10 protein-coding genes, 7 tRNA genes and 2 rRNA genes are annotated in these 14,026 nt (G+C 41.9%); all 19 read right to left on the reverse strand.

Annotated features, from left to right (window positions below; genetic code table 11):
* Positions 1-13 precede the first annotated feature (13 nt).
* Positions 14-2,941 (reverse strand): 23S ribosomal RNA (locus DCE79_RS16835).
* A 322-nt stretch (positions 2,942-3,263) separates the two neighbouring features.
* A 16S ribosomal RNA gene (locus DCE79_RS16840) occupies positions 3,264-4,819 on the reverse strand.
* Together the 16S and 23S rRNA genes with 7 tRNA genes alongside form the textbook arrangement of a ribosomal RNA operon.
* Before the next feature lie 189 nt (positions 4,820-5,008).
* Positions 5,009-5,082: transfer RNA gene (locus DCE79_RS16845), tRNA-Gly, on the reverse strand.
* A gap of 19 nt (positions 5,083-5,101) precedes the next feature.
* Positions 5,102-5,187, reverse strand: a tRNA-Leu gene (locus tag DCE79_RS16850).
* A gap of 53 nt (positions 5,188-5,240) precedes the next feature.
* Positions 5,241-5,316 (reverse strand) — tRNA-Lys (locus DCE79_RS16855).
* 5 nt (positions 5,317-5,321) lie between these two features.
* Positions 5,322-5,396, reverse strand: a tRNA-Gln gene (locus tag DCE79_RS16860).
* A 4-nt stretch (positions 5,397-5,400) separates the two neighbouring features.
* Positions 5,401-5,476, reverse strand: a tRNA-Asp gene (locus DCE79_RS16865).
* A 24-nt stretch (positions 5,477-5,500) separates the two neighbouring features.
* A tRNA-Glu gene (locus tag DCE79_RS16870) sits at positions 5,501-5,575 on the reverse strand.
* A 6-nt stretch (positions 5,576-5,581) separates the two neighbouring features.
* A tRNA-Asn gene (locus DCE79_RS16875) sits at positions 5,582-5,657 on the reverse strand.
* Positions 5,658-5,852: 195 nt separating this feature from the next.
* Positions 5,853-6,323, reverse strand: a complete 471-nt coding sequence (locus DCE79_RS16880) for a SprT family protein (RefSeq protein WP_108714112.1) — start codon at positions 6,321-6,323, stop codon at positions 5,853-5,855.
* A gap of 77 nt (positions 6,324-6,400) precedes the next feature.
* Positions 6,401-8,572: a Tex family protein gene (locus tag DCE79_RS16885; protein ID WP_108714113.1), complete on the reverse strand. Its 2,172-nt coding sequence runs from the start codon at positions 8,570-8,572 to the stop codon at positions 6,401-6,403.
* A gap of 119 nt (positions 8,573-8,691) precedes the next feature.
* Entirely contained in the window at positions 8,692-9,477 is a 786-nt protein-coding gene (sigB, locus tag DCE79_RS16890) for an RNA polymerase sigma factor SigB (protein ID WP_108714114.1), read from the reverse strand.
* On the reverse strand, positions 9,455-9,925 hold the full coding sequence (gene rsbW, locus DCE79_RS16895) for an anti-sigma B factor RsbW (protein WP_108714115.1): 471 nt from the start codon (positions 9,923-9,925) through the stop codon (positions 9,455-9,457). The genes sigB and rsbW overlap by 23 nt, the downstream gene beginning before the upstream one ends.
* Positions 9,925-10,257, reverse strand: coding sequence for an STAS domain-containing protein (locus DCE79_RS16900; protein ID WP_108714116.1), 333 nt, complete (start codon positions 10,255-10,257; stop codon positions 9,925-9,927). The genes rsbW and DCE79_RS16900 overlap by 1 nt, the downstream gene beginning before the upstream one ends.
* Before the next feature lie 70 nt (positions 10,258-10,327).
* On the reverse strand, positions 10,328-11,323 hold the full coding sequence (locus tag DCE79_RS16905; protein WP_108714117.1) for a PP2C family protein-serine/threonine phosphatase: 996 nt from the start codon (positions 11,321-11,323) through the stop codon (positions 10,328-10,330).
* A gap of 15 nt (positions 11,324-11,338) precedes the next feature.
* A complete protein-coding gene (locus DCE79_RS16910) occupies positions 11,339-11,737 on the reverse strand; it encodes an anti-sigma regulatory factor (protein WP_108714118.1) in 399 nt (132 codons plus the stop codon).
* Between the two features lie 321 nt (positions 11,738-12,058).
* On the reverse strand, positions 12,059-12,409 hold the full coding sequence (locus tag DCE79_RS16915; protein ID WP_108714119.1) for a type II toxin-antitoxin system PemK/MazF family toxin: 351 nt from the start codon (positions 12,407-12,409) through the stop codon (positions 12,059-12,061).
* Between the two features lie 4 nt (positions 12,410-12,413).
* Positions 12,414-12,704, reverse strand: a complete 291-nt coding sequence (locus DCE79_RS16920) for a transcriptional regulator (protein WP_108714120.1) — start codon at positions 12,702-12,704, stop codon at positions 12,414-12,416.
* A 159-nt stretch (positions 12,705-12,863) separates the two neighbouring features.
* On the reverse strand, positions 12,864-13,985 hold the full coding sequence (gene alr, locus DCE79_RS16925) for an alanine racemase (protein WP_108714121.1): 1,122 nt from the start codon (positions 13,983-13,985) through the stop codon (positions 12,864-12,866).
* Positions 13,986-14,026 lie beyond the last annotated feature (41 nt).

Genomic DNA, 14,026 nt, shown 5'->3' on the forward strand with positions numbered 1-14,026 from the left:
TATGCAATAAAATGTGGTTAAGTCCTCGACCGATTAGTATTCGTCAGCTCCATGTGTCACCACACTTCCACCTCGAACCTATCTACCTGATCGTCTTTCAGGGGTCTTACTTACTTGCGTAATGGGAAATCTCATCTTGAGGGGGGCTTCATGCTTAGATGCTTTCAGCACTTATCCCGTCCACACATAGCTACCCAGCGATGCTCTTGGCAGAACAACTGGTACACCAGCGGTGTGTCCATCCCGGTCCTCTCGTACTAAGGACAGCTCCTCTCAAATTTCCTACGCCCACGACGGATAGGGACCGAACTGTCTCACGACGTTCTGAACCCAGCTCGCGTACCGCTTTAATGGGCGAACAGCCCAACCCTTGGGACCGACTACAGCCCCAGGATGCGATGAGCCGACATCGAGGTGCCAAACCTCCCCGTCGATGTGGACTCTTGGGGGAGATAAGCCTGTTATCCCCGGGGTAGCTTTTATCCGTTGAGCGATGGCCCTTCCATGCGGAACCACCGGATCACTAAGCCCGTCTTTCGACCCTGCTCGACTTGTAGGTCTCGCAGTCAAGCTCCCTTATGCCTTTACACTCTTCGAATGATTTCCAACCATTCTGAGGGAACCTTTGGGCGCCTCCGTTACTCTTTAGGAGGCGACCGCCCCAGTCAAACTGTCCGCCTGACACTGTCTCCTACCCCGCTAAGGGGTATGGGTTAGAAGTTCAATACAACCAGGGTAGTATCCCACTGACGCCTCCTCCGAAGCTGGCGCTCCGGAATCTCTGGCTCCTACCTATCCTGTACAAGTTGTACCAAAATTCAATATCAGGCTACAGTAAAGCTCCACGGGGTCTTTCCGTCCTGTCGCGGGTAACCTGCATCTTCACAGGTACTATAATTTCACCGAGTCTCTCGTTGAGACAGTGCCCAGATCGTTACGCCTTTCGTGCGGGTCGGAACTTACCCGACAAGGAATTTCGCTACCTTAGGACCGTTATAGTTACGGCCGCCGTTTACTGGGGCTTCAATTCGCAGCTTCGCTTGCGCTAACCACTCCTCTTAACCTTCCAGCACCGGGCAGGCGTCAGCCCCTATACGTCACCTTACGGTTTTGCAGAGACCTGTGTTTTTGCTAAACAGTCGCCTGGGCCTATTCACTGCGGCTCTTCATGGCTATTCACCTTAAAGAGCACCCCTTCTCCCGAAGTTACGGGGTCATTTTGCCGAGTTCCTTAACGAGAGTTCTCTCGCACACCTTAGGATTCTCTCCTCGACTACCTGTGTCGGTTTGCGGTACGGGCACCTCTCACCTCGATAGAGGCTTTTCTTGGCAGCGTGAAATCAGGAACTTCGCTCATACGAGCTCGTCATCACAGCTCAACGTTAAAGTATGCGGATTTGCCTACATACACGCCTTACTGCTTGAACAGAGACAACCAACGCTCTGCTTACCCTATCCTACTGCGTCCCCCCATTTCTCAAACGGTGAGGAGGTGGTACAGGAATATCAACCTGTTGTCCATCGCCTACGCCTATCGGCCTCGGCTTAGGTCCCGACTAACCCTGAGCGGACGAGCCTTCCTCAGGAAACCTTAGTCATACGGTGCATGGGATTCTCACCCATGTTTCGCTACTCATACCGGCATTCTCACTTCTAAGCGCTCCACCAGTCCTTCCGGTCTGACTTCAACGCCCTTAGAACGCTCTCCTACCACGCATCCATACGGATGCATCCACAGCTTCGGTGAATCGTTTAGCCCCGATACATTTTCGGCGCAGTGTCACTCGACCAGTGAGCTATTACGCACTCTTTAAATGATGGCTGCTTCTAAGCCAACATCCTGGTTGTCTAAGCAACGCCACATCCTTTTCCACTTAACGATTACTTTGGGACCTTAGCTGGTGGTCTGGGCTGTTTCCCTTTTGACTACGGATCTTATCACTCGCAGTCTGACTCCCGTGTATAAATATCTGGCATTCGGAGTTTGTCTGAATTCGGTAACCCGAGATGGGCCCCTAGTCCAAACAGTGCTCTACCTCCAGTATTCTCAATCACGAGGCTAGCCCTAAAGCTATTTCGGAGAGAACCAGCTATCTCCAGGTTCGATTGGAATTTCTCCGCTACCCACACCTCATCCCCGCATTTTTCAACATGCGTGGGTTCGGGCCTCCAGTAAGTGTTACCTCACCTTCACCCTGGACATGGGTAGATCACCTGGTTTCGGGTCTACGACCACGTACTAATTCGCCCTATTCAGACTCGCTTTCGCTGCGGCTCCGTCTTCTCAACTTAACCTCGCACGTAATCGTAACTCGCCGGTTCATTCTACAAAAGGCACGCTATCACCCATTAACGGGCTCTAACTACTTGTAGGCACACGGTTTCAGGATCTATTTCACTCCCCTTCCGGGGTGCTTTTCACCTTTCCCTCACGGTACTGGTTCACTATCGGTCACTAGGTAGTATTTAGCCTTGGGAGATGGTCCTCCCAGATTCCGACGGAATTTCACGTGTTCCGCCGTACTCAGGATACACTCTGGAGGGAATGAACTTTTGACTACAGGGCTTTTACCTTGTTTCGCGGACCTTTCCAAGTCGCTTCGTCTAGCTCATTCTTTTGTAACTCCGTATAGAATGTCCTACAACCCCAAAGAGCAAGCTCTTTGGTTTGGGCTCTTCCCGTTTCGCTCGCCGCTACTCAGGGAATCGAATTTTCTTTCTGTTCCTGCAGGTACTTAGATGTTTCAGTTCTCTGCGTCTGTCCTCATCACGCTATGAATTCACGTGTAGATACTATCCGATTAAAGATAGTGGGTTCCCCCATTCGGAAATCCCCGGATCAAAGCTTACTTACAGCTCCCCGAGGCATATCGGTGTTAGTGCCGTCCTTCATCGACTCCTAGTGCCAAGGCATCCACCGTGCGCCCTTATTAACTTAACCAAAAGTTTAGTTAAACTTGAACAAGTTCAAGATTTAAGTTTGCACGTCAATTACTTGACGTTTGTGATCTATTATTACTAATAGAAAATTTGTTTATTGCTTTCAATGTCGTTTTATCCAGTTTTCAAAGAACAAAGCAGCTAACTTCAATCACATCGTGAATAAGTTTCGCTGAATTTACTTCATGCAGCTTTGCGACAATAGCGCTAGCGTAAGAAGCAAATATTTTTTTGAAGTTTTTCATCTTTCGATGAACCTTCAAAACTGAACAGCAAACGTTAATGTTTCATTCCCCGAAGGAATGATTCCGAAAAATCCTTAGAAAGGAGGTGATCCAGCCGCACCTTCCGATACGGCTACCTTGTTACGACTTCACCCCAATCATCTATCCCACCTTCGGCGGCTGGCTCCACAAGGGTTACCTCACCGACTTCGGGTGTTACAAACTCTCGTGGTGTGACGGGCGGTGTGTACAAGGCCCGGGAACGTATTCACCGTGGCATGCTGATCCACGATTACTAGCGATTCCGGCTTCATGTAGGCGAGTTGCAGCCTACAATCCGAACTGAGAACGATTTTATCGGATTAGCTCCCCCTCGCGGGTTGGCAACCGTTTGTATCGTCCATTGTAGCACGTGTGTAGCCCAGGTCATAAGGGGCATGATGATTTGACGTCATCCCCACCTTCCTCCGGTTTATCACCGGCAGTCTCCTTAGAGTGCCCAACTAAATGATGGCAACTAAGAACAAGGGTTGCGCTCGTTGCGGGACTTAACCCAACATCTCACGACACGAGCTGACGACAACCATGCACCACCTGTCACCGTTGTCCCCGAAGGGAAAACTGTATCTCTACAGTGGTCAATGGGATGTCAAGACCTGGTAAGGTTCTTCGCGTTGCTTCGAATTAAACCACATGCTCCACCGCTTGTGCGGGCCCCCGTCAATTCCTTTGAGTTTCAGTCTTGCGACCGTACTCCCCAGGCGGAGTGCTTAATGCGTTAGCTGCAGCACTGAGGGGCGGAAACCCCCCAACACTTAGCACTCATCGTTTACGGCGTGGACTACCAGGGTATCTAATCCTGTTTGCTCCCCACGCTTTCGCGCCTCAGTGTCAGTTACAGACCAGATAGTCGCCTTCGCCACTGGTGTTCCTCCAAATCTCTACGCATTTCACCGCTACACTTGGAATTCCACTATCCTCTTCTGCACTCAAGTTCCCCAGTTTCCAATGACCCTCCACGGTTGAGCCGTGGGCTTTCACATCAGACTTAAGGAACCACCTGCGCGCGCTTTACGCCCAATAATTCCGGACAACGCTTGCCACCTACGTATTACCGCGGCTGCTGGCACGTAGTTAGCCGTGGCTTTCTAACAAGGTACCGTCAAGGTAGCGCCAGTTACTACGCTACTTGTTCTTCCCTTGCAACAGAGTTTTACGAACCGAAATCCTTCTTCACTCACGCGGCATTGCTCCATCAGGCTTTCGCCCATTGTGGAAGATTCCCTACTGCTGCCTCCCGTAGGAGTCTGGGCCGTGTCTCAGTCCCAGTGTGGCCGATCACCCTCTCAGGTCGGCTACGCATCGTTGCCTTGGTGAGCCGTTACCTCACCAACTAGCTAATGCGCCGCGGGCCCATCTTACAGTGATAGCAAAACCATCTTTCAACAAGGAACTATGTAGTTCCAAGTATTATCCGGTATTAGCCTCGGTTTCCCGAAGTTATCCCAGTCTGTAGGGTAGGTTACCCACGTGTTACTCACCCGTCCGCCGCTAACGAAAATTTGGTGCAAGCACCAAAAGTTCGTCCGCTCGACTTGCATGTATTAGGCATGCCGCCAGCGTTCGTCCTGAGCCAGGATCAAACTCTCCATAATAGTTAGTTTGAAAGCTCATTTGCTTTGCTAGCGTATCAACTAAAAGTTGATATCTATTTTTGCTTCATTTAAGAAGCTTTGTTTCATTAACGTTGCTTGTTCAGTTTTCAAGGTTCATGACACTGTCACTCGCGACAGTTATTTAAGTATAACTTGTATCAATAGATATGTCAACAAGTTTTTTTAAAATGGAGCGGGTGATGAGAATCGAACTCACGACATCAGCTTGGAAGGCTGAGGTTTTACCATTAAACTACACCCGCATATATTTTGAGGTTATTTTGGTGCGGCCGAGAGGACTTGAACCTCCACGGGGTTGCCCCCACTAGGCCCTCAACCTAGCGCGTCTGCCATTCCGCCACGACCACTTTATTCGACTTTTTTTATTATACAATATCAATAAAATTTGTCAATATAAAACTGGTGAGCCATGAAGGACTCGAACCTTCGACCCTCTGATTAAAAGTCAGATGCTCTACCAACTGAGCTAATGGCTCGGAAATGGCTGGGGAACCTGGATTCGAACCAGGGCATGACGGAATCAAAATCCGTTGCCTTACCGCTTGGCTATACCCCAAAAATGGCGGTCCCGACCGGGATCGAACCGGCGATCTCCTGCGTGACAGGCAGGCATGTTAACCGCTACACCACGGGACCATAAGTAAAAACTATGAAATTAAATGGTGACCCGTACGAGAATCGAACTCGTGTTACCGCCGTGAAAGGGCGGTGTCTTAACCGCTTGACCAACGGGCCACTGTATGGCTCCGAAGGTAGGACTCGAACCTACGACCTGCCGGTTAACAGCCGGATGCTCTACCAACTGAGCTACTTCGGAATAACATTTATTTCGTCGTCGTTATCTTGTCGACTTTTACTATTATAGAGAGACCTTTCAGATTCGTCAATACTTTTTTTGAAAGTTTTTCGCGATATTTTTTCTTTCTATTATATAACCAAAAAACTATTATCTATTTTAGTTTGATTTATAAACGTATTAATTCATTTGTCCGAAATGCCTTCAATTAAAACATTATAATACTTTACTCTCAAAAAAAATAATTTTCCCTTTACAAACACTACAACAATACTTTGTTGTATCCATACGTTTCTTTCTTTTATAAAGTTGCCCACAGTCCATACATTTATAATAGTGTATAGTTTTTTGCTTCACCTTTTTTTCTGGAGTCTCAATTCGAGAGCAAAATCTTGGTGCACCCACATTTAATAACAGTTCCCTAAAATCCGAATCCCGATGTTTATAACCTTTCCCTAAAAGATGTAAATGGTAATGACATAATTCGTGTAAGATAATTCCTCGCAATTCTTCTATTCCAAAATGTTCGTACATTGTTTTATTTAATTGAATATCGTGGCTTTGTAACATATATCGGCCACCTGTTGTTTTCAAACGGCTATTAAAGTAAGCACGGTGAAGGAATGGGCGATGGAAATATTCTAACGAAAGTTCTTCTACTAATTTTTGTGCCTGCTCATCCGTCATCAATCAAACCACCTTTATAGCATAATAAAAGCGCACAACATTCTGTGCGCTTTTATTATAAAGGATTTCTATTTTCTTTACACGTTTTCTTGGAGAGCAGGAGGAAGCATCGTTAATGAAATACGTCCTTTATTTGATTCTACTTTTTCTACCCATACTGTTACGATATCTCCGAGTGAAACAACGTCTAGCGGATGCTTCACACGGCCTCTTTGTAATTTAGAAATGTGTACTAGACCATCTTGCTTTACGCCGATGTCAACAAAAGCGCCGAAATCAACGACGTTACGAACAGTCCCTTGAAGCTCCATTCCAACCTGTAAATCGTCCATTTTCAAAACATCCGTCTTTAATAATGGTTGAGGGAACGCATCACGAGGGTCACGCGAAGGTTTCATTAATGTATCAACAATATCTTTTAGTGTTACTTCGCCCACATTAAGGTTTTCACTTAATGCCGTTAAACTTAACTGACTAATTACTGCTTCTGCTTTTGATGTGCCTACGTCTTTTTTCGTTAGATCCGCAGCTTCTAAAATGGCCTCTGCTAATTTATAGCTTTCTGGGTGAATCCCTGTTGCGTCTAATGGATTTTTTGCTTCAGGAATGCGTAAAAATCCGATTGCTTGCTCATATGTTTTCGCGCCTAGACGAGGTATTTTTTTCAATTGAGCGCGTGACGTAAATTGTCCATTTTCACTTCGCATTATTACGATATTTTCAGCTACCGTCTTTGATAAACCTGAAACGTATTGTAACAACGATGCTGATGCTGTATTTACATTAACCCCTACTTGGTTTACCGCTGTTTCTACAATGAATGTTAATGATTCAGCTAATTGCTTTTGTGAAACGTCATGTTGATATTGACCAACACCTACAGCTTTTGGATCGATTTTCACCAGTTCGGATAATGGATCTTGTAAGCGTCGTGCGATTGATACTGCGCTACGCTGTTCAACTTGTAAATCTGGGAATTCTGCTCGTGCAGTTTCAGAAGCAGAATAAACTGATGCACCCGCTTCACTAACAATGACATAGGCTACTTGTTGGTCTACTTCTTTTAATACTTCTGCAACAAACTGTTCGGTCTCTCGCGAAGCTGTTCCGTTTCCAATTGCGATAATGCTAACCGGGTATTTTTTTAATAATGTTTTGAACGTCGCTTTTGCTTTCGATGGATCTGATGTTGTATGTGGATAAATGACACCAATTTCAATCATTTTCCCTGTTTCATCGACGACTGCTAACTTACAACCTGTACGGTATGCTGGGTCCACACCTAATACGACTTTTCCGCGCATCGGTGGCTGTAATAATAAATTACGTAAATTCTCTGAGAAAATATGAATCGCTTGTGCTTCACCTTTTGCCGTTAATTCTGAGCGTAATTCATTTTCAATAGAAGGTTTAATTAAGCGCTTATAGCTATCAGCAATCGCTAACTTCACTTCTTCAACCGATGGACCAACAAAATTTCTTGGAATAAAGTGAAATTCCATTTGTGTCGTTGCTTTATCAACCGGCACATCAATCGATACACGTAAAATATCTTCTTTTTCTCCACGATTTACCGCTAATGTACGGTGTGGTGCCATTCGATGTACCGGCTCTTCGTATTCATAGTACATTTCGAATACTTGCTTCTCATCTTTTTCGGCGTTTTTAACCGCTGTAACTAATTTTCCTTCACGCCAAGATAGCGTACGTAATTTTTCCCGCACGGCAGCATCATCTGCAAATCGTTCTGCTAAAATATCGCGTGCACCAGCCAAAGCATCTTCAGCAGTTGCGACACCCTGTTCTTCGTTAATAAACGGCATGGCTAATTGTTCAACAGATTGTTTTGTATATTGTAAAAGTTTGTCTGCTAACGGTTCTAACCCACGCTCTTTTGCAATCGTTGCTTTCGTACGACGTTTTTGCTTATATGGTCGGTATAAATCTTCGACACGTTGTAGCACTGTAGCCGCTTGAATAGCTATAGTAAGTTCCTCGGTTAACTTTCCTTGCTCCTCAATTAAGCGAAGTACCTCTTCTTTTCTTGTTTCGAGTTGTTGTATGTAGTGGTAACGGTCTTCCACAGCTTTAATTTGGACTTCATCAAGAGATCCCGTCATTTCTTTTCGGTAACGTGCAATAAATGGTACGGTATTACCTTCTTCTAAAAGTTGAATAACTGCTTGTACTTGTTTTGATTGTATCTTAACGTCGTTCGCAATCATTTGTAGCATTTGCTTTTGTTCCATTGTGCCACTCCTTTTATTTAATTACTTCATAGTTTACCACTATCAATCTTTAGATTCTCTTGAAAACTCGCACTTTTAACCATAAAAAAAGAGTCCACATATTTAGTAGACTCCCATAATTATAGTGTAACGCCACCACTCGCAATAATGGTATCTTGTAATATCTTGATTGCTTTCCGCTGAATACGAGATACGTGCATTTGAGAAATGCCCAGTCGTTCTCCAGCTTCTTTTTGGCTTAACTGATCTAAATAAGTTAATTGAATAATTTGGCGTTCACGCTCATTTAAAACGCTCATTGCATCTGCAACAATCATACTACGATTTGTCGATTCAAAACCGTCATCTTCTTTTCCGACAACATCAAATAGTGTTACCGTGCTGCCATCTGAATCAGATTCAATGGAATGATCCATTGATAACGCTTGATAACTACGTCCCATTTCCATTGCTTCTAGTACTTCTTCATCCTGCACTTCTAAGTAACTAGCAATTTCACTAATGGACGGAGAGCGTTGGTATTCCGTTGTTAATGCTTCAACTGCCGCCTTAATTCGAGGCCCCAGCTCTTTAATACGTCTTGGAACATGAACATCCCACGTTTTATCACGTAAAAAACGTTTAATTTCCCCAACGATTGTCGGGACCGCAAATGCTTCAAAACTTCTTCCAAAAGAAGGGTCAAATCGTCGAATCGCGCCTAATAATCCAAGCATACCTACTTGTACAATATCATCATAATAAGATTTACCATGTGAATATTTACGAGCAATTGACTCTACTAACTGTTGATAACGCAAAACTAAATTTGTCTGAGCCTCGTCACTTTCATGCTCTTGATATTCTGCGATCCAGTTTAATACCTCTTCTTTTGATGAATTTTTAGGTAGTGATTCTTTCGACATTCCCCTTCACCTGCTCTCTCGAGACATACTTAGTCATGAAAACAGTAACCCCGCCTTCATTGTTTAACTTTACTTCATCCATTAATGTCTCCATTAAATAAAGTCCCAGTCCGCCTTCACGTAATAACGCGACATTTTCATCTTCATGATATGGACCTATTTTTGATTTAATTTCTTCAAAATTGAAGCTTACACCATAGTCTGCTACCATAATTTCAATTTTGTCATCGTATAACGCACAGCCAATCACGACTTCACCTTCATCATTCCCTCTATAAGCATGATGAACAACATTCGTAACAGCTTCACTTGTCGCAATTTTTAAATCTTCAATTTCATCATATGAAAATCCAACACGTACCCCTAAACCTGAGACCATTAAACGAATTACACTCACATATTGCGGCTTTGCAGGAACCCGAATTTCGATATAATCAAATGCTTTCATCATTTCAACTCCAACTCTTCTTCGGTCTCAATACTCATCAATTCACTCAAACCTGTAATTTCAAATAATCTTACTAGACGGCTAGATAAACCTACTAATTTAAATGGTGCATTTTCACGCGCTACCTTTTTATAAAAAGCTACAAAGATTCCTAAACCCGTACTGTCCATATAGTTGACTTTTGATAAATCCAATTCAATCATTCTACCTTCTACAATACGCACTGTTTCAAGTTCTTCTCGTAAAATTGGTGCAGTAAAAGTATCAATTTCACCTTCAATATAACCCCTTAATACGTTTCCGTCTTCTCTAAATTGCACATTAACATTCATTAAAAGACACCTCCATCTATAAACTTATTTTGTTCCCAAATTTGCGCAAGGTTAAACCAAAATCTAAAAATTATTTTTTAAAGATTACTACTGTAAAATCATCCTCTAAATCAAAATCTGGTAATGCCTTCAAATAAGCATACATTTCTTCACACATTTCTTGTGCACTTAAATGACTGTAACTTAATGATAAATTTTTAATAACATCGCGTGGATCTAGCTCTCCTTGCTTTCTAAAATCTGTTACACCATCTGTAACCATTAAAATAAAGTCATTTTCCTCTAGTTGAATTTCAAATTGTGGATATTTCACTTCTGGCATAACACCCAATAATAAGCCTTTTGATTCTAAATCATAAAATGCATGTTCACGTGCACAATAATAAATGGCTGGCTCATGCCCTGCTGAACCATATGTAAATATATTTTTCCCAATATCATACGTCCCATAAAACATCGAAACGAACATGCTATCATCAACACTTTTTTCAATAATACGATTTAATACTTCTAAGACGTACGATGGATTGCTATTTGCATATTCTAACGTATCCAAACCGTATTTCACCATCGACATACAAATGGCTGCTGGTACGCCTTTTCCCACGACATCCGTTACAGCGACACTTACGTGATGTTGTTCATCATTTAAAAAATGAACGTAATCCCCATTCATTTTCCGAATCGGAATTGATACCATACCGACATCCACTTGACTTACTTTTGGGAGAGTTGTTTTTAACAGCATATTCTGAATTTTCGTTGCAACGTTCATTTCTATTCGTAATTCCTCTTGTTGCTCTAACAAACTTTGATGTTCCTTAACTGTCAGACCGAAGTGAACCATTACCTCAATTAAAAAATCATAGCTATGTGAAATTTCAGGTTGAATATTTGGATATATTTGTTCAATTGCGTATTTGTGAATACTAATAACTTCTTCTGGCGTTACTTTTTTCTGAATCAATTGACGAATAAAGTTTTGCCCTATATATAAATTTCGCTCTGTTTGATTCTCTAAATAATCAGATAGAATTTTTTTATATTGAATTTGTAGTTCTTTCAATTCATCCACTTCCTGCTAAATCCATTTTTCGACAATTACTGCGGTTCCATTTTCTACTGAAGAGTGAATTTTCATTTCATCCATCAGTCTTTTGACACCAGGTAAGCCTGCACCTAACCCACCAGATGTTGAGTAGCCATCTTCCATTACTTTTTTCAAATTGCTGATTCCTGGGCCTTTATCTATTGCCGTAATTCGTATACCAACTTTACCGTCTTCATGCATACGTTCTATGGATATTTCCCCCGCGCGCGCATATAAATATATATTTCTCGCAAGTTCACTTATCGCTGTCGTAATTCGAGCTTGGTCTACCGCGCCAAACCCAATAGCTTTCGCTTCGTTACGTCCTAATTGGCGTGCAGCTACAATATCCCATTCTGTTATAATTTCCACGGTAGATTTCGCATTCATTATAGCGCCCCCATCTGTCTGTCATTTCATTGTTATTATGCTAGCGTATATTTTTCGAATTATTAATAAATTATAATATAAAATGGATAATAAAACTCTCTTATTTCGTTTTTTCTCTATAAATCATCTTATTTTACGAATAAAAGCAAAAAATGCTTCTCTCAATCATTGTAAATCAATACCATTTCTTTTACACGAATAATCAATCGTAATGTGAAATTTATTTTAGAACGCTTTTAACAAATTTAATTTGATTTTTACCGTTCTTTCAATAGATACGAAAAAACACCGAAATAAATTATTCCGATGTTTTCCTATGTATTAAAATTTAACAAGTCCTAAACTAATGCCAAGTGCAATATCGACTTCTTGCATTAATTTTGCATCTAGCTGTGTTATCCGATCTGTTAATCGTGATTTATCAATTGTACGCAATTGTTCAAGCAAAATTACCGAATCGCGTTCGAAACCGTACTTCTTAGCATCGATTTCAACATGTGTTGGTAATTTTGCTTTTTGAATTTGCGCTGTAATTGCAGCAATGATAACAGTAGGACTAAAACGATTTCCGATATCATTTTGAATTATAAGAACAGGTCTAGTACCACCCTGTTCCGAACCTATAACAGGTGATAGGTCAGCAAAAAAAACGTCTCCACGTTTTACAATCAAGTTGTCATCCCCCGCTTACGAGACGCTCCACCATATGTTCCGCTTCATATTCTGCATGCAAGCACTCACTGCAAATTGTCAGATTAATTTGCGACATTTCCACATAGCCTTTCATTAAAGCTTCCCGTATTTGATTTGGTTGCATATGCTTTGTATATTCTCGAGCAGCTAAGTACGTAATATTTCCATTACCTTTCGTACTTGGTCCAAATTTTCTTTCCATTTGCGCCATTAATTCATTTGGTAACTCAATAATTACTTCTTCATCTAAAATTTCTACTTCTTTTACGTACAAAACAAGCACCTCCAACGAACATCCCATTTCCAATTCATTTTAACATTGATAGATACTAATGAAAAGACAAGAAATTAAAAAAACTGACAATTTCCGCTATGAAATGTAGAATATCGTAGAATTACTTGTAATGATGTTACTTTTTCCTTATAGAAAACACTATTCTTTATATAATCTTGGTACGCGAGAGGTAATTACACATGGTACTTCATAATTAATTGTTTCTAATTTTGTTGCCCAATCATCAAGTGTAATTTCATCATCGAATTGGCGACCGATTAACACGACTCGTTCTCCAATATTATATGCTTCCGGCAATAAAATCATACTTTGATCCATACAAATTCTACCGATAATTTGTGCACGTTTTCCGTTTACTAAAACTTCTTGACCACTAAGTTTACGAATCATCCCATCTGCATAGCCGATTGGAATGGTTCCGACATAACAGTCTTTTTGTGTAGTAAAGGTCGCACCATAACCTACTGATTGCCCTGCTTTCAACTCTTTCACATGAACTAATTCCGTTTCTAAAGAAAATGCAGGCTTTAATGAAAACGGTAGTTGTTCACCAACGTAAGCAGATGGTAATAACCCGTACATTGAAATACCATATCGAACCGCATCAAATTGCAAAGATGAATCCTTTACTAATGCTGTTGCCGTATTTGCCACATGGACAAGTCTTGGCTTTGTAGGCAAACTCTCGAGTAATTCCTTGAATATATAAACTTGCTTGTCAAAGTACAAAGTATCTTCTTCATCAGCCGTAGCAAAATGTGTAAAAATACCATCTATCATAAATCCAGTCGTATTAGAAAGTGCTTCATATACGTCAAGTAGTTCATCCTTTGTCGTTACGCCGATACGTCCCATTCCCGAATCAATTTTCAAGTGAACTTTCACTTGTTTTGAATTAGGTAATAAGAATTTTGCTTGCTCTACCCACTCTGAGGAAAAAACAGTAAGAGAAATATTTTCCTCGGCTGCATAACCGATAAAAGAAAGAGGGATTGCTCCTAATACTAAAATGTCGATTTCTTTAAAATGTGCTCTCATATGTACCGCTTCATCTGGTGTTGCTACTGCTAGCATTGTTGCTCCGGCTTCAATGGCCGCTCTTGCTACTTTTACATCCCCATGTCCATACGCATTGGCCTTTACTACAGCTATAATTTGGACATTTGGTTGAAGATGCTTGCGTAGTGAAATGATGTTATGTTTGATCGCTTGTAGATCGATGACGGCTTTTGTTGGTCGGTAGTTTATATGATTCTCCATGTTCTATTACCCTCTTCTTTTTATTTTAAACCAAAAATTGT

Source organism: Lysinibacillus sp. 2017, assembly GCF_003073375.1.
Classification (GTDB): domain Bacteria; phylum Bacillota; class Bacilli; order Bacillales_A; family Planococcaceae; genus Solibacillus.

Bases quoted from the DNA above. Each gene is read 5' to 3' on its own strand.
- DCE79_RS16900 (WP_108714116.1), bottom strand. From the start codon at position 10,257: ATGAATGTTAATGTGCAATTTAGAGAAGACGGAAACGTATTAAGGGGT.
- DCE79_RS16885 (WP_108714113.1), bottom strand. From the start codon at position 8,572: ATGGAACAAAAGCAAATGCTACAAATGATTGCGAACGACGTTAAGATA.
- DCE79_RS16910 (WP_108714118.1), bottom strand. From the start codon at position 11,737: ATGAATGCGAAATCTACCGTGGAAATTATAACAGAATGGGATATTGTA.
- DCE79_RS16880 (WP_108714112.1), bottom strand. From the start codon at position 6,323: ATGACGGATGAGCAGGCACAAAAATTAGTAGAAGAACTTTCGTTAGAA.
- alr (WP_108714121.1), bottom strand. From the start codon at position 13,985: ATGGAGAATCATATAAACTACCGACCAACAAAAGCCGTCATCGATCTA.
- rsbW (WP_108714115.1), bottom strand. From the start codon at position 9,925: ATGAAAGCATTTGATTATATCGAAATTCGGGTTCCTGCAAAGCCGCAA.
- sigB (WP_108714114.1), bottom strand. From the start codon at position 9,477: ATGTCGAAAGAATCACTACCTAAAAATTCATCAAAAGAAGAGGTATTA.